This is a genomic window from Rhodococcus triatomae, assembly GCF_014217785.1.
In the GTDB taxonomy this organism is placed as follows: Bacteria; Actinomycetota; Actinomycetes; order Mycobacteriales; family Mycobacteriaceae; genus Rhodococcus_F; species Rhodococcus_F triatomae.
Window position 1 is genome coordinate 4,685,997 of record NZ_CP048814.1, and the last position, 24,748, is coordinate 4,710,744.

Here is a 24,748-nt window from a genome sequence, read left to right on the forward strand (position 1 = left end):
GTCGCGGAGAGCCTCTTTCGGCCCGCTCGTCACACGCGTCCCACCAGGTCGGCGCGACCTTCTCGGCAATGTGGTCGTGCCGTCCGGGTGTCGATGAGCGCGCGCTCGGGAAATTCCGGCATTCCGTAGGAGACCGACTCGAATAGCCTGCGATCGTGGCCGAGAACTCCCCCACCGACATTCCCGCGGCGGCGCTGCCGCCGAAGCCCGAACGCGACGTGGACCTCTACCGCAGGGCGGTGGCAACACTGCGCAGCGCGCTCCCCGCCGGGTGGAGCATCGCCTCCGCCAAGTCCGCGTCGCTGGCCGCCGCACCGGAACGCATGCTGGTCACGGCACCGACCGGCGAGGTCGCCTCCTTCCACGTCATCACCGCACGCGGCGTCCTCGCCGGTGATGCCGCGAAGTTCGCCGACGCACTGTCGGATTCGGACCGTGGCTTCGTCTGCGCGCGCTATCTGTCGGATCCGGTACGCCGACAACTGGACGGGCGCGGCCTGTCCTACGCCGATGCCACCGGCAACGTCTCCGTCCACGCGGACCGGCCGGCGATCTGGGTCCGCGACCGAGGAGCGGACGCAGATCCGTGGCGCGGGCCCGGGCGGCCTCCCGCCCAGCTCACCGGGGATCCCGCTGCCCGGGTGGTACGCGCCCTCGCCGACCACGCCGGCGCGGTCACCGTGCCCGAACTCATCGCCCTCGCCGGGGCATCGACCGGCGCGACCTACCGCGTCGTCGAGACGCTGGCCGAACGGGAACTGATCGAGAGACTCCCCCGCGGGCCCATCACCCGCGTGCGCTGGGTCCCGATGCTGCGCGCGTGGAGTTCCGACTCGAGTTTCCAGGATTGCCAGTCCCTCGGATACGTTGCGCCCGGGGGTGTCTCGGCGGTGCTCGCGCGGTTGGCCGGCCTGCCCGACGCCCTGTACGCGGTGACCGGCTCACACGCCGCCGCGACGTTCACCGAGTACGGGACGCTGCAACTACTCCAGGTCTACGCCGACGACCCGGACGCGCTGGCCCGCTCCCTCGGCCTGCGTGCCGTCGAGGACGGAGCGACCGTCGTGATCGCCACACCCCGCTCCCCCGCCGTCTTCGACCGCACGCTGCTCCGGTCCGGCGTCCGGATGGTGGCCCCGACACAGGCTTTCGCCGACCTGCTCGCCGGGCGGGGACGGCACCCGGAGGAAGCGGAACGTCTGCTCGACTGGATGACCGCCCACGAGAGCGAGTGGCGACTGCCGGTCGGCGGACCCGCGTGAGCGTGCCCGCGAAATCCAGCGACACACGGCCCGGGAACGCAGGCGCGTACCCGGCGGCGTAGCAGGATGTACACCTGTCGCACGGATCGGGTGGGATCCGGCGGCGGACCGCAATTCCACACGTGAGACGAGTAGTCGAGGTGTCAGCATGACCATGGGAGTCGGGCTCAGGATCGGAGACGTCGTATCGACAGCGGTGGTGGCCTCGAACGACCCGGGGTCGCCGGACCCGGTCGTCATCGTCCGGGACACCGTGCTGCACATGCTGCCCGGCGGGACCGCGGTGTTCGGCGGAGGCACGCCGAGTGACCCCGGCGTGCACTCGATCTCGGGATTCCTCTCCCGCGTCGGGCACACCGAGGGCGTCGAGGTCGGCGGCGGAATGCTCTACCGTGCGGAGGATCTCGTCGCCGGGGCGATCCGGTGTCTGTTGCGCGACTGCGAGCCGCTCCCCCGTCACGGCGGCCGCCACGGAGGGGCGCCCGACATCATGGCGTCGTATCCCACGCGTTGGGACGCGTCCGCGGTCGCCGCGCTGAACGACGCGCTCCAGTTCGCCGGGCTCTCCCACATCTCGCTCGTGTCGGACGCGGAGGCAACCTCCGCGTGGTTCGAGTCCGAGATCGCCGAACAGCCGGGGCAACTGGTCGGGATCTATCACGTCGACGACACCGGCACCACGGTCGCACTGATCCGTTCGGGCGTGGCCGCGGGGAAAGCCTTCCGCTACGCCAGGGGCGGATCACCGGCTTCGCAGCTCGCGACGGCACTCGGAGCGTTCGGATGGCTTCCGGAGAACCTCGACGCCGTCGTGGTCACCGGCGACGGCCTCATCGCCCGGGACGCACCGGCGATCCGGGCCGTCGCGGAGTCGGTCAGCGCCAAACTCGCGGTGCACTGCGTGATCGGGCCGGGCCCCGAGCAGACTGCCGCACTGGGTGCTGCCATCCGTGCCACGGGCTTCAATCCGACCACCCACCGCGTGTCACCGATCGGGCTGCCACCGTCCTACGACATCACCGAGGTGATCGACGCGATCGCCACCGAGGAGCCCGAACGCCTCGTCCCGTCCGCGCGTCCTTCCGTGCAGTACGCGGCCGAGTCGGCGCCGGTCGACGCCCCGGTGCACGAGACCCGGGCACCGGCGACCACCGCCGTGGCCACCCGGGCCCGACGCGAGGAACCCGAGGCCTCGAGCAGCGGTTCGGCGGCGTTCCGGTTCGTCCCCGCGATGATCGGGGCGATCGTGCTCGTCGGGCTGGTGATCGCCGCGTTCGTCCTCCTCTGGGGCTGATCATCCGGCACCGACCTCGAGACGCCGTTCGGCCTTTCCTGATCTTCCGTCCCAGCCGGACGAATGAACCCGACACGGCACCCGGCAACGTGGTTCGCCCGGCGCGGGCGCCTACCCTGTCACGGTGAGTGAAATCCCGGCCGGGCCGCCCGTGCACGAAGCCGACCCGGTCGGCGCAGGAGGGCACCCGGGTATCCGGGACACCGGTGGCCGCCTGAGAGTGTTCTCGTTCGCGACGGCCGAGAAGCGGGTCGAGTACCTGTGGGTATTGCGCGCATTCGAGCAGGCCCGCTCGCGATACGTCGTCCTCCTCCACGCGGCCGACGTCTCCCGCATCCTCGGAGAGATCGGCGACGGTGTATCGGGGGAATCGGGGGTGTCAGGGGAGCCGCTCCCCTCCCCCGACGTCGCCGCACTCCTCGATCAACTCCATCAGTGGGGTGTCCTCGAGCGCACGCACGACGGAAGCCGAGCAGCCACACTCGCCGAGTACCGCAACCGGCATTTCGTCTATCAGTTCACCGATCTGGGCTTCGAGGCATTCCGAGCGGTCGAGGGCGTGCTCGCGGCCGGGCCGGACGAGGTGTCCCTGTCCCGGGCCGCGCTCCCCGACCTCCTCGCCGACCTGACCGACCTGGCCGACGCGAACCGGGACGGTGATGCCGAGAGAGTGGCCCGCAAGCTCGGCCGACTCGACGCCACGCTGTCGGACATGGCCGACCGGGCGGCACGCTTCTACCTCTCCCTCGGCACGATGGTCCGCACCACCGACGTCACGCCCGAGACGTTCCTCGCGCACAAGGACGCACTGCTCACGCACATGCGTGAGTTCAGCTCGGATCTGGCCCGGTACGCGCCGCGGCTGGCCACGGCGATCCGCGAGGTCGAGGAGTCGGATATCGACCTGATGGTCGCCCGGGCGGTAGCGCACGACGGCCGGATTCTGCGCCCCCTGAACGAACGCGAGGCGGACTGGCGGCAGCGGTGGGCCGGTCTCGCGCAATGGTTCGTCGCCGCCGACGGAGCGCTGAGCGAGGCCGACCGGCTCCGAGACGGCACGATGAGCGCAATCGCGGCCGTGCTGGCCCTGCTCCGTCGGGTGACCGAGAACCGCAAGGGCGGAGTCAGCCGGGACAGCCAGCTCCGGCACGTGGCCGGCTGGTTCGCCGCCGCTCCCACCGAGGACGCCGCGCACGCACTGTTCCAGGCGGTGTTCGATCTCGATCGTCCGCGTCATCTCTCCGGAGTCCATCCGCGCGCCGAAGAGACCCACGCCGGCGAGATCACGGAGGAGCAGTCCTGGTGGGAGGCACCACCGGTCGAGATCTCCCGCACGCTCGCCGAGACCGGCCGCGCGCCCGCCGCGGGTGTTCCGCATCGCGTCCATCGCGACGGGCCGGGGGTACGGCGGCTGCGGGACGCGCAGCTCGCGGCGCAGCGGTCCCGCGCGGGTGCCGCGGCGTCGCTCGCCGAGGCCGGGGCCTACACGCGCCCGCTCACCGAGCCGGAGACGGACGTGCTGCTCAGGCTCCTCGACACGGCGCTCTCCTCCCGCGCGACGGTGAGCGGCAGTGTGCACTGGGGTGACGCCCGAGACGGGGGCGCCGTCCTCACCGTTCGCCCCGGGGAGGGGGCCACCGTCGTCGACACGGCCCGCGGTCGGCTGTACCTCGACGGAATCGAGGTCGACGTCCGATGAGAGCGCGCACGATCGGTTCCCTCGATCTCGATTCCTATCAGCGAGCCGCCCGCACGGTGCTCGCCAACCATCTCGTCACCACCCGCTATCCCGATCGGAACGCCCTGCCGCTGATTCGGGCGTGGGCCCCGGAGTTGCGTGAGGATCTGGCGGAGACCTTCGGCTACCGGCTGGAGGTGACCGAGACGACGGCCCGGCTGCACACCGTGCGCGACGCGCTACACCCCGCCGCACCGGCGGTGACCTCCACCGACCGGCCGTTCGACCGGCGACGGTACGCGCTGCTCGCCCTCGCGATCGCGGTACTCGGCCGCTCCGGTGGCCAGGTCACGCTGTCCGAGCTCGCCGAACGAGTCGCGGCCGACGCGGCCGGGGTCGACGGCATCGATCTGGACACGGATCTGGCGGCCGACCGGGACGCCTTCGCCGACGCGGTGGGATGGCTGGCCCACCGCGGCGCGCTGGCCCTCGCCGACGGGGACGCCGGCGGGTGGACGGCGGATCCGGAGGCAGGCGAGGCGCTGTACGACATCGACCGCGGCGTCGTCGCGGCGCTGTTCCGGCCGCGGAAGGCGGTCCAGCATCTCCGATCGGTCGCCGAGCTGACGGGCGAACCCGAACACCTCGACGACCACCACGACGGTTCGGGCTCGGACACCGGCGCCGCCGGGCGGCGGGTGCGACGTGCTCTCGTGGAGCGTCCGGTCGTCTACGCCGACGAGCTCACCGACACCGAGCTCGTGCATCTCGCGTCGCCGCGCTCGGTCGAGGAAGTCCGGCTGCTGACCGGGCTCGTTCCGGAACGGCGGCGGGAGGGCATCGCGATGATCGACCCTTCGGGCCGCCTGTCGTCGATTCGGTTTCCCGGCAACGGCACGGTCGCCCAGGTCGCGCTTCTCCTCGCGGGTGAGATCTGCGACCGCGTCCTCGCCGAGCAGCCGAGTGCCGATACGGGCACCGACACCGGCCCGGACACCGAGGGCACGGCCACGCCGGAGCGACGTGCGTGGCACGACGACCGCTCCGCGGTCCTCACGGCGCAACTGGACGGCGCGATGCCGCGGAACGGGGTGTTCGACGCGCTCGCCACCGACACCGACACCACCGACACCGGCCGCCATCCTGGAGCCGACCACCACGAACGGGCGTCGGCACACCCCTTCCTCGGAGACGACTGGCTCACCGCCACGGTCGACGCGCTCTCCGTGCGCTACGGCCGGACCTTCGCCGCCCAGTGGCAGGCCGACCCCCGCGGGCTGGCGCGCCGGGCCGTGGACGTCCTGGACCGGCTGCGTCTCGTGCATCCGGTTCCCGGTGGCCTCCTCGCGCTTCCCGCGCTCGCCCGATACCGGGGTGTCGTGGTCGGTATCCGTTCGCGGACGGCCGATCCCGCGCTCTTCGAGCCGCCCCCACCCGAACCGATCCCGCCGATCACGGACACGACCACAGACCAGACGAACGACGAGGCGTCATGACGAACAGTGCCCGCTTCCGCCCCACCCGGGCGGGGATCATCAACCTCTGGGACTACGAGGACCAGGAGTTCTGCTTCGCCGACGGTCGCCTGGTGCTGCGCGGCCCCAACGGATCCGGGAAGACCAAGGCGCTCGAGGTGTTGTTCCCGTTCGTCCTCGACGGCCGGATCGAACCGCGTCGGCTCAACCCCTTCGCCGGCGAGGAACGCACGATGAAGTCCAATCTGCTCTACCGCGGACAGGACAGCGCGTACTCGTACGTGTGGATGGAGTTCTGCCGAGGCCCGGAGGACGACCCCGAGGCCGTGACGGTGGGGATCGGAATGCGGGCGGCGCGCACCGCCGACAAGGTCACCCGCTGGTACTTCGTGGCGGACGGACGTGTCGGCGTGGACTTCTCGCTGCTGGCCGACGACGACCGGCCCCTCACGAGGAGGCAACTCGCGGAAGCCCTCGGCAGCGACAGCATCACCGATCGCCCCGTCGACTACCGCGCGTCGATCGATGCACGCATGTTCGGTCTCGGTCGGCAACGCTACGATCAGCTGATCAATCTGGTTCTCACACTGCGCCGTCCGCAGCTGGCGAAGAACCTGGACCCGAAGGGGCTGTCCCGGGCGCTCACCGACGGCCTCCGGCCACTCGACGAGAACCTCGTCATGGAGGCCGCGCGGTCGTTCACGGACATGGAGGACGTCGCGCGGGCACTCGAGGGTCTCGCGGCGGCGGACAGTGCGACGACGGCATTTCTCGACGTCTACACGAACTATCTCCGGAGACAGGTTCGCGCCGACGTCGAACAACTCACCACCCGGCTGGAGGCGGTCGATGCCGCGACCCGGGATCTGGCGTCCGCGGCCGCCGAACGCGATGCCGGCCACCGCGAACGCGACGTCGCCGCAGGGGACGTCGAGGCCGCCGAGCACGCGGTCGAGCAGGCCCGCGCCCAGCTCGAGGCGCTCCAGCAGTCCAGCGCGTACAAGGGCAAGGAGCAACTCGACGATCTCGCCCAGTACGTCGAGTCCTTGCAGGAACGACAGGTCGATCACGAGCGGCGCGCAGAACGTCTGCAGGCGGCGACCGATGCCCGGGCCGCCGAGGCGGAGGAGTCGCGGCTGCGCAGTGAACAGGCACGCGCCGCGCTCACCCGGGCCGAGTCCGACCTGTCCGCTGCTGCCGTCGACGCCGGTATCGAGTGGATACCCCGCGCCGAGGCCGGGGCGGTTTCCGACGCCGTCCGCGCCCACGCCGCCGAGCGCGACGACGACATCCGGGCCGTTCGCGACGCTCTCACCGACGTGGGCCGGGCCACCGCCGTCCGGGACCGCGCGCAGGAGGCCGCCCACCGTTCCCAGGCGCGGCTCGCGGACGCCTCCGCCGAGGTCGCGGGGGCGGAGGCCGCGGTCGACGATGCCCGCTCACAGGCACGTGCCGCGCTCCGGCGCTGGTGGGTCGACCACAGTTCCCTCTACGAGTCCCCCTCTCTCGACCACTCGCCCGGATCGGCTGCTCCCCTGGTGCAGGCCCTCGAGGAGACCCTGGACCGGATCGGCGACGCCGACGCCCCGACGTCGGCGGGAGTCCTCGGCGAATACACCGCCGGGCCGCTCGAGCAGATCCGGACGCAGCGACAGCAGGCGCGCCTCGACGCGGTGGAGGCCAGGCGCACACGCGACGAACTGGCCGCCGAGCGGGAGCACGTGGCGGCCGAGCACGACGACGCGCCGTCCACCTCCCCGGCCTCACCCACCGGTGACGCCGGTACCGCGCTGTGGCGGCTGGTCCGCTTCCGGGACGACGTACCCGAGCGTGACGCGGCCCGGATCGAAGCCGCTCTCCGCGCGGCGAACCTGCTGGACGCCCGGGTGCTCCCCGACCACGAGCCGCGGCCGGGCGGGGACGGCTCGACCGAGCTCGGCCGGGTGCTGACTCCCCTGCCCGCGTCCGCCCGCCCGAACGGGCGCACCCTGTCCGCCGTGCTCGAGGTGGAGGATCCCACGGGACCCGAAACGGACTCGCTGCGGGCAATTCTCGACTCCGTGGCGCTCGACGACATGTCGGCACAGGTCGCCGTCGACACGAGGGGGCGGTTCCGCCTGGGGATCCAGGCCGGTGCCCACGTGAAGGACCACGCCGAGTACATCGGGGCCACCGCACGCGCGCGCCGCCGGGCAGCGCGGATCGCCGAGATCGACGCCGCACTCGCCGGGGCCGAGGAAGCCCTGGCCGTCGCCGAGAGCGCCGAGACCGCGGCCGCGGCGCGTATCGCCGAGTTCGCGGCCGCCGCGAAGGCGCTCCCGCGCACCGGTGAGATCGTCGCCGCGCGACGCCGCGTGGCCGAGTCGGCGGGTGCGCTACGGACGCAGACCGAACTCGCGGAGTCGGCCCGCAGCGACCTCGATCGGGCAGTGGTCGAGGTGTCCGGGCGCGATCGCGAGCTCGCGTCGACCGGAGCCTCACGCACCGTCCCCACCACACCGCGGGCGCTCGACTCGCTGTCCGCAGCGGTGCGGCATTTCGAGGACCGGGGCGCCGCGGTCGTGCGCCTGCACCGGGAGTGCGCGGTGGCCGACGACGCCGCGGCCCGGGCACGGGAACGATGGGAGGAGGCCCGGACCGACGCGGCCGATCACGCCGAGACCGCCGCGGCCGACCGGGAACGCCACGACACCCAGGCTCGCCGGCTCGCGACACTGCGGGACTCGCTCGGCGCGGACGCCGAGCAGATCGACGCCGAGATCGCGTCCACCCGCGCCCGGGTGGAGTCAGGCAAGACCGACGAACGCCGCGCCCGCGCCGTGTTGCAGGCCACCCTGGAACGGATCTCGGCGGCCGATGCCGCCCACACGTCGGCCGCCGCGACGCTGCTGCACACCGTCGGCGAGGCGCAGTCCGATGCACACCGGCTCGCTCCGTGCGCCCGTCCGGACGTCCTGGCACTGCTCGGGGTTCCCGCGGCCGACACGGAGGTCGCCTGGCCCGCGAGCGAGGGGGCGTGGTCCACCCCCGAGCAGGTCACCTACCGTCTCACCACGGGCGCCACCGGTCCCGGGGACGCGGCGATCCTGCCGGACGAGGTCACCGCCCTGTACCGCGCGCTCGACACGGCCACCGCGGCGGTCTCCGGCGGGGAGTCCGCGCGCAAGTCCAGCCGAACCGCGCTGTCCGCGGCGTTGCAACGCTTCGAGTCCCAGCTCACCGCCGCCCAGCGGGACTATCGGCTGCGCTGGGACGCACCGGATCATCTCACCGTGGTCGAGGTCCAGGACGAACACGGCGCGTCGTCGATCACCGACTTCGCGGCGCGGATCGCGGCCGCACGTGCGGACCAGGAACTCCTCCTCACCGATTCCGAACGGCGGATCCTCGAGGATGCTCTGCTCGGGGGTCTCGCCCAGCAGATTCACGAGCGGACCGTGGAGGCCCGGGCCCTGATCTCGCGGATGGGTGCCGAGATGCGGGAGCGGAAGATGTCCTCCGGCAACACGATCGGCATCCACTGGGGTCTCGCCGACTCGCTCGACGACGACGCCCGTGCCGTCGCGAAGCTGCTGGATCGCGACGCGACCACCCTGGGCGCGGAGGAACTGGCCGCGATGCGCGCCCATTTCGCCGCCCGGATCCGCACCGCGCGGGCGGCGCATCCGGAGCGTTCGTACCCCGAGATCCTCTCGGAGGCACTCGACTACCGTCGCTGGCGCTCGTTCACCTTCACCCTGCTCGGTGCCGACGGCAGCGAGGATCGGCTCACCGTGGCCCGGCACAGTGCGCTCTCCGGCGGCGAGCAGTCCGTCTCGCTGCATCTGCCGCTGTTCGCCGCCGCGCACGTGATGCTCGACTCGGCCGACCCTCAGGCGCCCCGGCTGCTCGCCCTCGACGAGGCCTTCGCCGGTGTCGACGAGAACGGGCGCCGGGAGCTGCTGGGGCTCACGGTCCAGTTCGATCTGGACCTGTTCATGACCGGCTACGACCTGTGGGTCACCCACGCCGAGGTGCCGGCGTGCGCGCACTACGACCTCTCGCACTCGGCGGCCGCCCACGCGGTGAGCGCCGTCCTCATGGTGTGGTCTTCGGGCGAGTTGCTCGCCGAACACGACGGCTCCGGGCTCGAACGGGCACTGGGCTCGCCGCTGCGGCGGCGGGTACTCCCCGCCGGGGACGCGCTCGAGTTCGTCGAGGTGTGAGGCGCGCGTCCACCGGAGCCGGTCAGCGCAGCGGCACTCCCAGGAGAGCGTCGACCGCGTCGGCCACCAGTGCGGGGGCGTCCGCGTCCGTGCCGCGGTGGTCGAGTGCGCGCCGCGCCCACCCGTCGAGCGCCGCGAAGGCCTTCGGGGTGTCGAGATCGTCGGCCAGATGCTGGCGGACCCGCGCGATCGTGTCCTGCGCCGACTGGGCCGCGGGCAGGGCCGCGGCGCGGCGCCAGGTGTCCAGGCGCTGGTGCGCCTCGCTCAGCACCTCGTCCGTCCAGGCCCGGTCGCCGCGATAGTGCCCGGCGAGCAGACCGAGCCGGATCGCGGCCGGGTCCACTCCCTCACCCCGCAACTTGGAGACGAACACCAGATTGCCGCGGCTCTTCGACATCTTCTCACCGTCGAGCCCGATCATCCCGGTGTGTACGTAGTGGCGAGCGAAACGCCGCTCCCCCGTGACGGATTCGGCGTGGGCTGCGGAGTACTCGTGGTGCGGGAAGATCAGGTCGCTGCCCCCGCCCTGGATGTCGAAGCCGGAGCCGATCCGGTTGAGGGCGATGGCCGAGCACTCCACGTGCCAGCCGGGCCTGCCGGGGCCGAACGGCGACGGCCAGGACGGCTCGCCGGGCCGCGCCGCCCGCCACACCAGCGCATCGAGCGGATTCTCCTTGCCGGGCCGCTCGGGATCGCCGCCCCGCTCGGCGAACAACGTGTCCATGGTCTCGCGGTCGTAGCCCGACTCGTACCCGAACTGTTCGGTCGCATCGGCCCGGAAGTAGACATCGGGGTACTGCTCGTCGTCGACGACGTATGCCGCGCCGGAGGCGACGAACTTCTCCACCATCTCGATGACCTCGCCGATGGATTCGACGGCGCCGACGTAGTCGCGCGGTGGCAGGACGCGCAGCGCCTCCATGTCCTCCCGGAACAGCGCCGTCTCCCGCATGCCGAGGACGAGCCAGTCCTCGCCGTCGCGTTCGGCCCGCTCGAACAGTGGATCATCGACGTCGGTGACGTTCTGCACGTAGTGGACGTCGTGTCCGGCGTCCAGCCAGATCCGGTTGACCAGGTCGAACGTGATGTACGTGGCGGCATGCCCGAGATGGGTGGCGTCGTAGGGCGTGATCCCGCACACGTACATCGTCGCGGTGCGCCCCGGCGTCACCGGCCGAACCTGGCGGTCCGCCGTGTCGTACAACCGGAGTGGTGGTCCCTGGCCGGGGACGGACGGGATCGCGGTGGCGGACCAAGACTGCATGCCCTCGAGCCTAGTGGAGCCCCCTCACGGGGCGACCGGCGAGCCGTCCCGTCAGAACGGAGGCCACGGGATGTGGCGGGGACCGGCCGGCGTCGGCATCCTCGCGACGGAGGCCAGTGCGCGGGCCCGTTCGGCGAGTGCATCGACCTCGTCGACGGTCACGTGCTCGGACAGTTGTTTGCCCAGATCTCCGTCGAGTTGCTGCACCAGCTCGGTCACGTCGACGACGAGCGGGCCGGGAACCTCGCGCCCGGCCCAGCCCCACAGCACGGTCCGCAACTTGTTCTCGGCGTGCAGGCAGATGCCGTGATCCACGCCGTACACCTCGCCGTCGAGGCCCTCGAGCGCATGCCCGCCCTTGCGGTCCGCGTTGTTGAGGAGCACGTCGAGGACGGCCATCCGCTGCAGGCGCGGATCGTCGGCGTGGATCAGCGCCACCGGCTCGCCGTCCCCGCCGATCGCCTGCAGGATCTCGAACCAGCCCGGCGGAACCGAGTCCGGCTCACAGAGGTCGACGAGATCGAGGCCACCCGGTTCGGCATGCCGGTCCGGAGTGTCGATCCAGCGCTGCACCATCCCGGGGCCGAACGGGCCTTCCCGGAGCAGTGTCCGGGGGATCACGCCCCACCCGAGCGCCTCGGACACCAGGTAGGACGCGAATTCGCGGCCGGCCAGGGTCCCGTCGGGGAAATCCCAGAGCGGCCGCTCGCCGCGCACCGGCTTGTACACGCAGCGCACGGTGTTCTCGCCGAGGGAGGCATCACACACCAGCGTCGCGTTGCTGGCGTGGGCGACCTGGCCGATCACGGTGAGCTCGCCGGTGGCGAGTGGATCGGCGGGCACCGGCACTCAGTCCTCCTCGTCGACGTCCGCGGCGGTCAGCCCGAACATCTGCCCGCGCCGGTAGCCGTTGGTACGAATGCACACGTGCCCCTCGGGGGCCAGCGGTTCCCCGCACAGGGGGCACGGGGCGCGCCCGGCCGCGATCACGCGTTCCGAGCGCAGCGAGAACTCACGCGCCTGGATCGGAGTGAGGAAGACACGCACCGCGTCGGGGCCCTCCTCCGAGTCGTCGAGCACGACCGATTCGTCGAAGTCGGTCTCGCTGACGGCGAGCAACTCCACCACCACGGCCTCGGCATCGGCGTCCCAGCCCAGCCCCATGGTGCCCACCCGGAACTCGGCGTCGATCGGCGTGACCAGCGGTTTGACGTCCTCCGGTTCGGCCGGCTGCAGTGGCACCTCGGTACCGAACCTCCGGTGCACCTCGTCGAGGAGCAGTCCCATCCGGTCGGCGAGCACCTGTACCTGCTGCTTCTCCAGCAGGACACTCACCACCCGCGCATCGTGCACGGCCTGGAGATAGAACGCCCGGTCACCCGGCTCTCCGACGGTTCCCGCGACGAATCGGTCAGGGGTGCGGAAAACGTGTATCGCGCGTGACATTGCACCTCCCTCAGCTCAGCTCGAGCAGTCTCGCGGGCATCGCCCACGACCGAGACCGCTCGCCCGGAATGCTCACTCCATTATCCGCCATCCGGCCCGCGGCGGCTCGTCGCGTGATCCGGAGCCGCCTCAAACCTCCCCTCCCGGAACGGAGCCGGTCAGATCCCGCTCCCGAGTGTCGTCCTGTGCACGGCTCTCCTGCCGTGGTCTGGTCACCGAGGCTATGCCGGACAGATCTCCGCCCGTGTCGTTGACCCGCAGCACGAACGGGCGGGTCTCGGTGTAGCGGACCACGCTGATCGAGGCAGGCTCGGCGACGATCCGCTGGAAGCCGTCCAGGTGGGAGCCCAGTGCATCCGCGAGGATCGACTTGATGACGTCGCCGTGCGTACACGCGACCCACACCACGTCGCGCCCGTGGGTCTCGGTGAGACGCGCGTCGTGTTCGCGGACCGCGGCCACCGCCCGCGCCTGCACCTGGGCGAGACCCTCCCCTCCGGGGAACACCGCGGCCGAGGCGTGTTGCTGAACCACCTTCCACAGTGGCTCCTCGAGCAGTGCCTTCAGCTCGCGGCCCGTCCAGTCCCCGTAGTCGACCTCGAGCAGCCGTTCCTCCACCACCGGATCCAGGCCACGCGCCCGGGCGAGCGGATCGACCGTCTGGGCACAGCGCAGCAACGGTGAGCGCACGATCTCCTCCACCGGCACGCCGACGAGCCGGTCGACCACTGCCCGGGCCTGGTCGTGCCCGTGGTCGTCGAGCTCGACTCCCGGAGATCTCCCGGCAAGGGTGTGCGCGGTGTTCGAGGTCGACCGACCGTGCCGCAGCAGAACGACTGTCATTCGACTCACTCTAGTTGCGTGCGCCGACCCGCGCGGGCGGTCACGGGCGGGTCGGGCGCGAAGGGTGGCACGGCGACGACGCAGGACACCACGACGGCAGCGGAGGGCACCGCCCGAATCAGGTCGCCGCGACGACCCCGGTGGCGAGCAGGATCATCACGATCACGCCGAGAATGATCCGGTAGCCGACGAACCAGTACATCGAGTGATTCGCCACGAACCGCAGCAACCAGGCGATGGACGCATAGCCGATGACGAAGGCGATCACCGTCGCGACGATCAGCTGCGCGCCACTCGCGGTCAGCCCAGCGCCCGCCGGCTCGAACGCGTCGGGGAGGCTGAACAGTCCCGACGCCACGACCGCGGGGATCGCGAGCAGGAACGAGTACCGGGCCGCCGCCTCACGGGTGAGGCCGAGGAACAGGCCCGCGCTGATGGTGCCACCCGAACGGGACACACCCGGGATGAGTGCCAGTGCCTGGGCCGAGCCCATCACGATGCCGTCCTTGAGGGTGAGTTCCTCGATCGGGCGGCGCTTGCGCCCGTAGTACTCCGCCGCCGCGATGACGAGCGCGAAGATGATGAGCATGCTCGAGATCAACCAGAGATTGCGTGCGCCCGTGCGGATCTGGTCCTTGAACAGGAACCCGAGTACGCCCACCGGAATGGTGCCGATGATGACGTACCAGCCCATACGGTAGTCGAGATCGCCCCGGTGCTCGGGTCGGAACAGGCCGCGGAACCATGCCGTGACGATCCGCGCGATGTCCCGGGCGAAGTACACGAGAACCGCGGCCTCCGTACCGAGCTGGGTCACCGCGGTGAACGACGCACCCGCGTCGTCACCGAAGAAGATTCCCGACACGATCCGCAGGTGCCCCGACGACGAGATCGGGAGGAATTCCGTCAACCCTTGTACGGCGCCCAGCACGATCGTCTGGAGCCAGGTCATCGCCTCGCCCATCAGCCACGGATCCCGTAGCTGCCGGGAATGCCCGGTTCAGGCCACATCGCCGTCTCACGTTCACAATTCACCGGCGCCACGGTACCGGCACCGGTGTGCCGGTGTGGAATCCGGCGTGGCTGGCCGTCGCGGCGGCGGGCGCCCATTACGCTTCCGGGTGGTGACTATCCCGGGGCCGGTGGGCCCGCCCCGGTTCGAACGCGAGACGCAGGCGGTTATGGAACAGAGAACGGTGGGAGCGAGCGGGCTACGAGTGTCGAGGCTCGGGCTCGGCACCCTCGCGTGGGGACGGGACACCGACGGCGACGAAGCCGCCGCCCAGCTGGCCGCCTTCGCCGACGCGGGTGGCACGCTCGTCGACACGTCCCCCGCCTACGGCGACGGGGTGGCGCAGCGAATCCTCGCCGAGCTCGTCGACGACGTCGTGCCACGGGCGAACCTGGTGATCAGCTCGAGCGCGGGAATCGCCTCCACGGCGGGAGCTTCCCGCGTCGACTGCTCACGGCGGGCGCTGCTGGGCCAACTCGACGGCACGCTCCGTGAGCTGGGCACCGACTACCTGGATGTCTGGCAGGTGGCGACCTGGGATGCCAGGACGCCGGTCGACGAGGTTGCTCAGACCTTGGAGTACGCGGTGACCAGCGGAAAGGTTCGCTATGTGGGCGCCCGCGGCTACCTCGGGTGGCAGCTGGCGACCGCAGCGGGCGCCGGCCACCGCACCCGGCTCACCGCCACCCAGGCCGAATACTCGCTCCTCGCCCGTGGGGTCGAGGAGGAACTGATCCCGGCCGCAACCCACCACGGCCTGGGACTGTTCGCCGCCGTCCCCCTCGCGGGCGGGGTCCTCACCGGCAAGTACCGGGACGGTGTTCCGGTGGATTCGCGCGGGGCCGACGAGTCCCACGCGCAGGATGTCCGCGGCTACCTCACCGACAGCGCGGTCCGTGTCGTCGATGCGGTGGTCACCGCGGCCGACGGGCTCGGCACGTCACCTCTGGCGGTCGCGCTGGCGTGGATCAGGGACCGGCCGGCCGTCGCCAGCGCCGTGGTGGGAGCCCGTGACCTCGCCCAGCTGACCGGGGTGCTGGTGGCCGAGGAGCTCGAGCTGCCGTCCGCGATCTCGGCGGCCCTCGACGACGTGAGCGCCTGACCGCACCGGGCGGTCACATCCCGAATCGACCGAGAATCGCGCGCAGCGTCTCCTCCCCCGGCGGTTTCCGCACCACCGGGTCGCGATCCGCGACGGCGTCCCGAACGGCGGCGACGATGCTTCGTTCGTCGGTGAGATCGATCTCGGTGATCGGCCACTCCGCCGTCGCGACGACGTCGCCCGCGTTCGGCACCTCGGTGTCCAGATCCGCTCGATAGATCTCGAGATACAGCACCCGTCCGCGCACGCGAAAGGCGTACGGCTCCCCGTCTGCGGTGGTGCCGAATCCGTGCGCGTGCGCCCCGGCCGTGACGTCCTCGACCGTGAACTCCGACGATCCGGGAATGTCCACGACAAATCCCTCCTCACGGCCGCTCCGGTACCCCGCTACCGACGCGGCTTCGTCCGTCTCCCAGCGATCAGGAATGCTAGTGGTCAGCTCTACAGATGTTGATCGACGACGGAACCGAGGAGATTACGCACATGACCGGATCGAGATCTCGTGTGGTCGTCGCTGCCGTTGCCGGAGCATCGATTCTCGGTGCGCTGGTCACCGGCTGCTCGTCGAACGACCACGACGAGGACGTCTCGTCCCTCGCACCGGCCACCGTGCCTCAGTCTCCGCCTGCGGCGTCGACACCGGCCGGAAGCCTGTACATCGTCGGTCGGATGATCGATTCCACCACATTCGACCCGGTGACGCGCTCCGTCGTCGTGGTCACCGACGAACGCCGCACCGTGCTGCTGCTTCCCACCGACGACCTCGATGCTCCGGCCCGCGAGATCACACTCGACGACGCCGTCGCGAGCGCGTCCGACGCGGGCGACGGCACGATGCTCCTGGCGATGAACGGGCAGGTCGCGCGGCTGGACGTCGCCACCGGCCGGGTGGATGCCGTCCCGGTGGACGGGCAGGTGCTCGCGGCGGCGCAGCTCAGCGACGGCCGGGTGGCCGCGGGTCTGGACAATGGTGAGATTCACATCCTCGACCAGGAGTCCGATTCGCCACAGGGGGAAGCGGAACGCATCACCGGGTTGTCCGGGGTCGACGGGCTCGCGGTGGCCGGTGACACGCTGACCGCGCTGGACCGCAGTCAGACGTCCGTCACCGCGGTGACGGTCGCGGACGGATCGCTCGGGCTCGCGCTGCGCGCCGGGGACGGCGCCTCCGCGCTCACCAGCGATCACTTCGATCGGGTTCTCGTCACCGACACCCTCGGTGACGAACTGCTCGTCTACTCCACCGACGAACTGATGCTGCGCCAGCGTTTCCCCACCGGAGGACAGCCGTACGCCGTCGCCTACGACGACTCGGCCGATCGGGTCTGGGTCACTCTGCCGACCACGAACGAGGTGGTCGGTTACGATCTCTCGACCGGTGTGGGAGTCGAGACGGCGCGATTCCCCACCGTGCGGCAACCGAACTCCCTCGCGGTGGATGCCGACGGAGACCTGCTGATCGGCTCGGCCACGGGCGACGGACTGCAGCGGATACCGACTGGGAGGTCGTGATGGCGGGACGCGCACTACCCGCGGGGTGGGAGAGCGACTCGGAGGACTTCGAGTACATCCCACTCCGATTGCCTCCCGACGTCACCCGCGTGAGCGCGGCGATGCGCCTGGCGATCCAGGCCGAGTTCGGCGGGTGGGAGCTCTCCCGCGTGCGCCTCTACACCGACGGCAGCCGAAGGGTCCTGCTCAAACGCCGCAAGACCACCCATCACGTTCCCGATCCGGCCCTCTAGGAAGACCTCCGTGTATCAGACCCTGCTCCTGCGCCTGTTTTTCCTCGTCTCCCCGGAACGGATCCATCATCTGGCGTTCACCGCGATGCGATGGGTCACCCGGATCCGGCCGACGCGCTGGCTCGCGTCCCGCATTCTCGTCGTCGACGACCCGGTCCTGCACAGTTCCGTGTTCGGGGTCGACTTCCGGGCGCCGCTGGGACTGGCGGCGGGGTTCGACAAGAACGGGGACGGCGTCGATGCCTGGGGCCCGCTCGGCTGGGGCTTCGCCGAGATCGGCACCGTCACCGCCCAGGCGCAGCCCGGCAACCCCGCTCCCCGGCTCTTCCGTCTGCCCGCCGACCGCGCGCTCGTCAACCGGATGGGCTTCAACAATCACGGGGCGGGCAGCGCCGCGAACAATCTCCGTCGCCGACGTGGCGACATCCCGATCGGCGCGAACATCGGCAAGACCAAGATCGTGGCGGCCGAGGACGCCGCCGCCGACTACACCGCCGGAGCCCGCCTGCTCGGCCCGCTCGCCGATTTCGTCGTGGTCAACGTCAGCTCTCCCAACACCCCGGGCCTGCGTGATCTGCAGGCCGTGTCGTCGCTGCGCCCACTGCTGCGTGCGGTACTCGACACCGTCACGGTCCCGGTGCTCGTGAAGATCGCGCCGGATCTGTCCGACGAGGACATCGACGCGGTCGCCGATCTCGCCGTCGAACTGGGTCTCGCGGGGATCGTGGCGACGAACACCACGATCAGCCGGGACGGCCTGCGCACGTCCGCCGCCGACGTCGCGGCGATGGGGCCGGGTGGGCTGTCCGGACCTCCGGTCGCGGCCCGCTCGATCGAGGTCCTGCGTCGCCTGCACGCCAGGGTCGGCGACCGGCTCGTCCTGATCTCCGTCGGCGGGATCGAGACGGCAGATCAGGCCTTCGAGCGGATCCTGGCCGGCGCATCGCTGGTGCAGGGCTACACAGGATTCATCTACGGCGGTCCCTTCTGGGCCCGCCGCATCCACAAGGACCTCGCCCGGCGCGTGCGCGAGGCGGGTTTCACCTCGATTCGCGACGCCGTGGGCGCGGGAGCCGGAGCCCGCTGACACGAACCGGGCCGGAAGCATGTGCTCCCGGCCCGGCCTTCGGTGGACGACTGTCGCGGCTACTGCTCGAAGGTGCCGTGGATGGTCGCGCGCGCGATGGCGTGCGAGAACAGGTTGAATCCGAGGAACGCCGGCGTGGAATCCGCCGTGACACCTTCCAGGGTGTCCACGTCGACCGCGTGCACGGCGACGATGTAGCGATGCGGGCCGTGCCCGGCGGGCGGGGCGGCGCCGAGGAACCGGTGCAGGCCGGCATCGTTGCGGAGGGTGATCGCGGAGGCGGGGAGCCCGGTGCCGTGATCGTCGCCCGCCGCGGTCACGAGCGAGGTGGTCGCGACCGGGATGTTCGCCACCGCCCAGTGCCAGAAGCCCGACGCCGTCGGAGCATCCGGGTCGTACACGGTGACCGCGAAGCTCCGGGTCTCCTCGGGAAACCCGGACCACGACAGTTGCGGCGACTCGTCGTATCCGCCCGCACCGAAGATTCCGCTGACCTGCTCGGTCTTCAGCGGGGCCCCGTCGGTGATGTCCTGGGAGGTGAGCTCGAACGTCGGCAGTGCGGGAAGCGCTGCATAGGGGTCGTACGCCATCCGTGGTTCCTTTCTCGTGGGGGGAACTGCTGGTCTCGTCGGGAGGGCCGGTCAGCTGTGGCTGAGGAAGTGTTCGAGGACGCGTGTCCCGAACAGTAGCGAGTCGACGGGGACTCGCTCGTCCACTCCGTGGAAGAGTGCGCTGAAGTCCAGGTCGGGAGGCAGACGCAGCGGCGCGAAGCCGAAGCACCGGATGCCGAGCTTCGCGAACGCCTTCGCGTCGGTTCCGCCGGACAACATGTACGGCACCGTCCTGGCCCCGGGATCGTGCTCGAGGATCGCGCCGTTCATCGCATCCACGAGATCACCGTCGAAGGTCGTCTCGTACGAGTCCAGGCTGGTGATCCATTCACGTTCGACGTCCGGGCCGATCAGCTCGTCCACTGTCTTCTCGAACTCCGCCCGCCGGCCGGGAAGGATGCGGCAGTCGACCACGGCCTCCGCGGTCTGCGGGATCACGTTGGCCTTGTATCCGGCGGCGAGCATCGTGGGGTTGGCGGTGTCCCTCAGCGTGGCGCCGATGATGTTCGCGATACTGCCCAGCTTGGCGAGGGTGCCGTCCAGATCGGGCGAGGCCGGGTCGAAATCGAGTCCGGTTTCCTCCGCCGCGGCAGCGAGGAACTCGGCTACCGCGTCCGTCATCACCAGGGGGAACTGGTGCGTGCCCAACCTCGCCACCGCCTGCGCAAGCGTGGTGACCGCGTTGTCGGTGTGCAGGAAGGATCCGTGTCCGGCCCGGCCCCGGGCTGTCAGACGCATCCAGCCGAGGCCCTTCTCCGCTGTCTCGACGAGGTAGAGCCGCCGCTCGGAGCCGTCCGGGCGGGGCACCGTCAGCGAGAATCCTCCGACCTCACCGACGGCCTCGGTGACACCCTCGAACAGGTCCGGCCGGTGCTCGACCAGCCACTGGCACCCGTACCGTCCCCCGGCCTCCTCGTCGGCGACGAAGGCGAACACGAGATCGCGAGGGGGTACCACCCCTTCCGCCTTGAACGAGCGGGCCACGGCCAGGATCATCCCGACCATGTCCTTCATGTCCACGGCCCCGCGGCCCCAGACGTAGCCGTCCTCGACCGCGCCGGAGAACGGGTGCACCTGCCAGTCCGCGGGCTCCGCGGGTACGACGTCGAGGTGACCGTGCAGCATCAGCGCACCCCTGTTCGGGTCCGCACCCTTCAGCCGCGCGAAGACATTGCCCCGACCCGGTGCGCCGGACTCGACGTATTCGGTCTCGTAGCCGACCTCCTCGAGCTGGCCGGCGACCCACTCGGCACACTCCCGCTCGCCCTTCGTCGTGGCGAGATCGCCCGTGTTCGACGTGTCGAACCGGATCAGCGAGCTGACCAGCTCGACGACCTCCGATTCGGCACGGCTCCGGCCTGGGACTTCGTTGTCAGTGGACACACCACTTTCCTACCATCGACGGTGCGGGAACTCAGTGCGGAACGCGCCTGAACGGCGACACGGAACCTGCCTCGACGGGGCGATTTGGGCGCTGAGCCGACATCGGTTAATCTTTCGAGGCGCCAGCAACCAGGGCGCCGGTCCGAGTGGCGGAATGGCAGACGCGCTAGCTTGAGGTGCTAGTGTCCTATTAACGGACGTGGGGGTTCAAGTCCCCCCTCGGACACCGAAGCAGTACCGAATCGAATGGTATCCAGATCGTCGGATGCGGTTCGGTCGGGCACCGGCTTCAACTTTCTGAGTTGAGACAGACGAAAAGGCCCCGGTTCTCACGAGAACCGGGGCCTTCTTCGTGAGAGGGCATTTTCGATGACCGACGCAGCGACCGACACCGAGGACGCAACTCCCCGAGCCACCACTGCCGGGGACACGACCGCGTTCGCCGCGAACGACTTCGAGGCGTTCCTCCGTGTCCTCGACGCCGCCGCGGAACTCGACGCCGAGCATCCCGATGCCGTCGCCGTCCAGCGTGCCGTCGGGCACATGTTCAAGAAGTTCAAGCGGGCCCGGCGGGCCGCCACCCGCAAGGCGGTGTCCGAGGCGGACCGTCAGGTGGTCGCCGCCACCGCCACCGGATCTCCGGAACGGATCGACGACGAGACCGCGGGTATCCCGCTCAGCTCGACTGCCGAGGGCGCGAGCGCGGGCACGCTGATCCGGCCCCGCCCCTGCTACATCTGCAAGGAGCGCTACACCCGGGTCGACGCCTTCTACCATCAGCTGTGCCCGGAGTGCGCGGCGACGAGCCACACGAAACGGGACGCTCGGACGGATCTGACCGGACGCCGCGCACTCCTCACCGGTGGCCGCGCGAAGATCGGGATGTACATCGCGCTGCGGCTGCTCCGGGACGGAGCACATACGACGATCACCACACGCTTCCCCAACGACGCCGTCCGGCGCTTCCGTGCCCTGCCGGACAGCTCCGAATGGATCCACCGGCTGCGCATCGTGGGTATCGATCTGCGCGATCCCGCCCAGGTGGTCGCGCTCGCGGATTCCGTTGCCGCACAGGGGCCTCTGGACATCCTTGTCAACAACGCCGCCCAGACGGTACGCCGCTCCCCCGGCGCCTACAGCGCTCTGGCCGAGGCGGAGGCGGCCCCGCTGCCCGCCGGGGATCTTCCCGAGGTACTCGCGTTCGGCAAGCCGAGCGACGCACACCCGGCCGCGCTGGCGGGCTCGCTCGCACCGGCGACCACCGAGGGTTCTCTCCTCACTCCGGAGGCCGTCGCCTCGCTCGCCGTGGTCGCCGGATCGGCGACGGTCGATCGGATCGAGGCCGGCCTGGCAATCGACGCCGGCGGCCTCGTCCCGGATCTCGCGCACACCAACAGCTGGGTGCAGACGGTCGAGGAAGTCGACCCGATCGAATTGCTCGAGGTGCAGCTGTGCAACTCGGTGGCACCGTTCATCCTGGTGTCCAAGCTGCGGCCGGCGATGGCCGCGTCCGCCGCGCGGCGCAAGTACGTCGTCAACGTCTCGGCGATGGAAGGGCAGTTCGGCCGCGCCTACAAGGGGCCGGGCCATCCGCACACGAACATGGCGAAGGCCGCGCTCAACATGCTCACCCGCACCAGCGCCAAGGAGATGCTCGACGACGGCATCCTCATGACGGCCGTCGACACCGGGTGGATCACCGACGAGCGCCCGCACTACACCAAGCTCAGGCTGGCGGACGAGGGCTTCCATGCTCCTCTCGATCTGGTGGACGGGGCAGCCCGCGTCTACGACCCGATCGTCCAGGGCGAGAACGGGGTCGATCTGCACGGTTGCTTCCTCAAGGATTACCGGCCCTCACCCTGGTGACCGGAGTCTGCCGGGTGTGACCGATCGGCGGCGCCCGCACCCGTAGTGGGCACTCTCATCCCGTGTGCCGGCCGCCGAGGCGACGGGCACCTGGGATACTCGGGGACAACCCGCCGGGACACAGCTACAGCTCGTCGGGGACGAAGCTACGAGGAGGCGTTCATGTCCGTTGCCGTGGTCCACCGCGACAGCCCGGAGGGCCGGGCCGCGATCGTGATCGCCGCGCACGAGGCGCTGCAGCGGCGGCACCAGCTCACCGTGCTCCACGTGCCGGACGAGATCGTGGGCGGTGTCGTCGACGGCGCACCCGAGCCGGACGAGGATCTCACCGCGGTCCGCTCGGCGATCCAGGCCGCCCTCGACGCGGGCGACGTCGGTGAGACGTCGTGGACACTCCGCGCCGCCGAGCCGTCGGAGGACCCGGTGACGGCCCTCGTCGATCTCGTCGACGACGAGTCTCCCGACTTCCTCGTCGTCGGCACCCGCCGCAAGTCGGCCGTCGGCAAGTTCCTCCTCGAACGCTGGCTCCAGCGTGTCCTGCTCGAGGTGGACGTCCCCGTCCTGGTGGTCAAGGACCCCGCCTGACGGACTCCCCTCCCCTCCATCCCCTCCCTCCCCTCCCCGCGCCACCCCCTGGGTGAAGGTGGCCTTCGACCGGTCTGACGAGGCCAACGGTCCCTTCACCCAGGTGGGGAGGGGCCGCATCGTTCTAGACTGGGTGACACATCGACCGGTGAACGTGGGAAGTGTCAGGTGGCCGTCATGGTCTATCACGCGTTGGCGCTCACCGTCGCGATCGTGCACCTGCTGTTCGTGGCCTACGTGGTGGTCGGCGGGTTCCTGGCCTGGCGGGTGCCGTGGACCATCGTGATCCACGTGCCCGCGGTCCTGTGGGGATTCGGCGGGGTGATCTTCGGATACGAATGCCCACTGACACACCTCGAATCCTGGGCTCGGGAAAAGGCCGGCGAGAGCCGGCTCCCGCAGAGCGGATTCATCGACCACTACCTCACCGGCGTGCTCTACCCGGAGGACGCCCTCGGCCTGGTCCGCTCGCTGGTCGCGGCCGCGGTGATCGCGTCGTGGATCGGGTTCGTCGCCCTCCTGGTCTCCCGCCGGCGCCGTCGGTCCACACCCCCTCGTCCGCTCGTGAGCGGCACCACACCCGAGCTGTAGTCTCGGGCCATGACCGAACCCACACCCGCTCGTGACCTCGATATCGTCCTGTTCGGCGCCACCGGCTTCGTCGGTCGCCTCGTCGCCGACTACCTGGCCCGCTCGGCTCCGGCGGACACCAGGATCGGACTCGCGGGGCGTTCCCTGGCGAAACTGGAATCGGTTCGTTCCACTCTCGGCCCCGCTGCCGAGGACTGGCCGCTGATCGTCGCGGACTCCACGGATCCGGACTCGATCGCGGGCCTCGTCGCGCGCGCCGCGGTGGTCGCCACCACTGTCGGCCCGTACGCCAAGTACGGGCGCACTCTCGTCGACGCCTGCGCCGACTCCGGAACGCACTACGTCGACCTCACGGGCGAGTCCCTCTTCGCCCGCGAGAGCATCGATGCCAACCACGAACGCGCCGTCGCGACCGGCGCGAAGATCGTCCACTCCTGCGGATTCGACTCGATCCCGTCCGATCTGGGTGTGCACGTACTGCACGGCGCCGTGACCGCCGACGGAGCAGGGGACCTCACCGACACCACGCTCGTCGTCACCGACCTCCGCGGCGGCGTCAGTGGTGGCACCATCGACTCCCTGCGCACCCAGGTCGAGGTGTCGGTCAAGGACGCCGGCCTACGCCGGCTCGCCGCATCCCCCTACACCCTCAGCCCGGACCGGACGGCCGAGCCGGACCTCGGCCGCCAGTCCGACGTCTCCGTCGTCAAGGGCGCCGACATCGCGCCCGGAATCCGCGGGTGGAAGGCCCCGTTCGTCATGGCGTCCTACAACACCCGGGTGGTCCGACGCTCGAACGCGCTCACCGGCTGGTTCTACGGGCGCGACTTCCGGTACCGCGAGGTGATGAACGTCGGGTCCTCCGTGCTCTCGCTGCCCGTAGCGGCCGCAGTCGCCGCCGGCACGGGCGCGCTGGTCGCGGGCCTGGCGTTCCGACCCACCCGCGCACTGCTCGACAGGATCCTCCCGAAGCCCGGCGAGGGACCGAGCGAGAAGACCCGCCGGACGGGACGGTTCACGATGGACCTGTACACGACGACCTCCACCGGTGCGCGCTACACCGCCCGGGTCAAGGCGCAGGGCGATCCCGGCTACCAGGCGACGGCGGTGATGCTGGGCGAGTCCGCCCTCGGCCTCGCACTCGGCGGCGCCGAGCTGCCCGACACGGCAGGCGTCCTCACCCCGGCCACGGCGTTCGGCGACGTGCTCGTCGACCGTCTCCGCGACGCCGGTGTCGAGTTCTCGGCGCGGCGCCTCTGACCGGCCGGAAGGTCGTCCACCAGCGCCGTGCGGCCG

At 70.7% G+C, this 24,748-nt stretch carries 21 protein-coding genes and 1 tRNA gene; 14 read left to right on the plus strand and 8 right to left on the minus strand.

Features of this window, described 5'->3' with window-relative positions; translation table 11 throughout:
* Positions 1-155 precede the first annotated feature (155 nt).
* The 5 genes from G4H71_RS21940 to G4H71_RS21960 all read left to right on the plus strand — a co-directional run bounded on the left by G4H71_RS21940 (position 156) and on the right by G4H71_RS21960 (position 9,914).
* On the plus strand, positions 156-1,262 hold the full coding sequence (locus tag G4H71_RS21940) for a helix-turn-helix domain-containing protein (RefSeq protein ID WP_072739065.1): 1,107 nt from the start codon (positions 156-158) through the stop codon (positions 1,260-1,262).
* A gap of 148 nt (positions 1,263-1,410) precedes the next feature.
* Positions 1,411-2,556: a hypothetical protein gene (locus G4H71_RS21945; protein WP_072739064.1), complete on the plus strand. Its 1,146-nt coding sequence runs from the start codon at positions 1,411-1,413 to the stop codon at positions 2,554-2,556.
* Between the two features lie 214 nt (positions 2,557-2,770).
* Complete coding sequence (locus tag G4H71_RS21950) at positions 2,771-4,255, plus strand: TIGR02677 family protein (RefSeq protein ID WP_072739141.1); 1,485 nt, start codon at positions 2,771-2,773, stop codon at positions 4,253-4,255.
* Complete coding sequence (locus G4H71_RS21955; protein ID WP_072739063.1) at positions 4,252-5,730, plus strand: TIGR02678 family protein; 1,479 nt, start codon at positions 4,252-4,254, stop codon at positions 5,728-5,730. The genes G4H71_RS21950 and G4H71_RS21955 overlap by 4 nt, the downstream gene beginning before the upstream one ends.
* Positions 5,727-9,914 carry a TIGR02680 family protein gene (locus G4H71_RS21960; RefSeq protein WP_072739062.1) on the plus strand — a complete coding sequence of 1,396 codons (4,188 nt, stop codon included), beginning with the start codon at positions 5,727-5,729 and terminating at the stop codon, positions 9,912-9,914. Before G4H71_RS21955 ends, G4H71_RS21960 begins: the two co-directional genes overlap by 4 nt.
* A 22-nt stretch (positions 9,915-9,936) precedes the next feature.
* On the opposite strand, the gene mshC is transcribed toward G4H71_RS21960, so the two are convergent.
* The 5 genes from mshC to G4H71_RS21985 form a co-directional block, all read right to left on the minus strand.
* Positions 9,937-11,178, minus strand: coding sequence for a cysteine--1-D-myo-inosityl 2-amino-2-deoxy-alpha-D-glucopyranoside ligase (mshC, locus tag G4H71_RS21965; RefSeq protein WP_072739061.1), 1,242 nt, complete (start codon positions 11,176-11,178; stop codon positions 9,937-9,939).
* 51 nt (positions 11,179-11,229) lie between these two features.
* Entirely contained in the window at positions 11,230-12,021 is a 792-nt protein-coding gene (locus G4H71_RS21970; RefSeq protein ID WP_072739140.1) for an Rv2133c family protein, read from the minus strand.
* A 6-nt stretch (positions 12,022-12,027) separates the two neighbouring features.
* Positions 12,028-12,624 carry an Rv2134c family protein gene (locus tag G4H71_RS21975; RefSeq protein WP_072739060.1) on the minus strand — a complete coding sequence of 199 codons (597 nt, stop codon included), beginning with the start codon at positions 12,622-12,624 and terminating at the stop codon, positions 12,028-12,030.
* Between the two features lie 129 nt (positions 12,625-12,753).
* Entirely contained in the window at positions 12,754-13,467 is a 714-nt protein-coding gene (locus tag G4H71_RS21980) for a histidine phosphatase family protein (RefSeq protein ID WP_072739059.1), read from the minus strand.
* A 118-nt stretch (positions 13,468-13,585) separates the two neighbouring features.
* Positions 13,586-14,431: an undecaprenyl-diphosphate phosphatase gene (locus G4H71_RS21985; RefSeq protein WP_072739058.1), complete on the minus strand. Its 846-nt coding sequence runs from the start codon at positions 14,429-14,431 to the stop codon at positions 13,586-13,588.
* 217 nt (positions 14,432-14,648) lie between these two features.
* Between G4H71_RS21985 and G4H71_RS21990 the strand changes: the two genes are divergently transcribed.
* Entirely contained in the window at positions 14,649-15,581 is a 933-nt protein-coding gene (locus tag G4H71_RS21990) for an aldo/keto reductase (protein WP_072739057.1), read from the plus strand.
* Between the two features lie 13 nt (positions 15,582-15,594).
* Here G4H71_RS21990 and G4H71_RS21995 read toward each other — a convergent pair whose 3' ends face one another.
* The gene (locus G4H71_RS21995; protein ID WP_072739056.1) at positions 15,595-15,933 is read right to left on the minus strand and encodes a hypothetical protein; all 339 of its coding nucleotides are present in this window, start codon (positions 15,931-15,933) and stop codon (positions 15,595-15,597) included.
* Between the two features lie 131 nt (positions 15,934-16,064).
* On the opposite strand from G4H71_RS21995, the gene G4H71_RS22000 reads away from it, so the two are divergent.
* The 3 genes from G4H71_RS22000 to G4H71_RS22010 are packed head-to-tail and all read left to right on the plus strand — an operon-like array spanning position 16,065 to position 18,413.
* Positions 16,065-17,093, plus strand: coding sequence for a YncE family protein (locus tag G4H71_RS22000; protein ID WP_072739139.1), 1,029 nt, complete (start codon positions 16,065-16,067; stop codon positions 17,091-17,093).
* Positions 17,093-17,326, plus strand: a complete 234-nt coding sequence (locus tag G4H71_RS22005; protein WP_072739055.1) for a DUF5703 family protein — start codon at positions 17,093-17,095, stop codon at positions 17,324-17,326. Before G4H71_RS22000 ends, G4H71_RS22005 begins: the two co-directional genes overlap by 1 nt.
* A gap of 10 nt (positions 17,327-17,336) precedes the next feature.
* On the plus strand, positions 17,337-18,413 hold the full coding sequence (locus tag G4H71_RS22010) for a quinone-dependent dihydroorotate dehydrogenase (RefSeq protein WP_072739054.1): 1,077 nt from the start codon (positions 17,337-17,339) through the stop codon (positions 18,411-18,413).
* 59 nt (positions 18,414-18,472) lie between these two features.
* On the opposite strand, the gene G4H71_RS22015 is transcribed toward G4H71_RS22010, so the two are convergent.
* The gene (locus G4H71_RS22015; RefSeq protein ID WP_072739053.1) at positions 18,473-19,003 is read right to left on the minus strand and encodes a YbhB/YbcL family Raf kinase inhibitor-like protein; all 531 of its coding nucleotides are present in this window, start codon (positions 19,001-19,003) and stop codon (positions 18,473-18,475) included.
* Between the two features lie 51 nt (positions 19,004-19,054).
* Entirely contained in the window at positions 19,055-20,407 is a 1,353-nt protein-coding gene (locus G4H71_RS22020; RefSeq protein WP_072739052.1) for a M20/M25/M40 family metallo-hydrolase, read from the minus strand.
* Between the two features lie 140 nt (positions 20,408-20,547).
* Between G4H71_RS22020 and G4H71_RS22025 the strand changes: the two genes are divergently transcribed.
* From G4H71_RS22025 to G4H71_RS22045, 5 genes are all read left to right on the plus strand, one after another.
* Positions 20,548-20,633, plus strand: a tRNA-Leu gene (locus tag G4H71_RS22025).
* A gap of 143 nt (positions 20,634-20,776) precedes the next feature.
* Complete coding sequence (locus G4H71_RS22030) at positions 20,777-22,276, plus strand: SDR family NAD(P)-dependent oxidoreductase (RefSeq protein ID WP_083343238.1); 1,500 nt, start codon at positions 20,777-20,779, stop codon at positions 22,274-22,276.
* Between the two features lie 162 nt (positions 22,277-22,438).
* Complete coding sequence (locus tag G4H71_RS22035; RefSeq protein WP_072739051.1) at positions 22,439-22,861, plus strand: universal stress protein; 423 nt, start codon at positions 22,439-22,441, stop codon at positions 22,859-22,861.
* A gap of 177 nt (positions 22,862-23,038) precedes the next feature.
* Complete coding sequence (locus tag G4H71_RS22040) at positions 23,039-23,452, plus strand: DUF2784 domain-containing protein (protein WP_072739138.1); 414 nt, start codon at positions 23,039-23,041, stop codon at positions 23,450-23,452.
* 9 nt (positions 23,453-23,461) lie between these two features.
* Positions 23,462-24,712: a saccharopine dehydrogenase family protein gene (locus G4H71_RS22045; protein ID WP_072739050.1), complete on the plus strand. Its 1,251-nt coding sequence runs from the start codon at positions 23,462-23,464 to the stop codon at positions 24,710-24,712.
* The last annotated feature ends 36 nt before the right edge of the window (positions 24,713-24,748 follow it).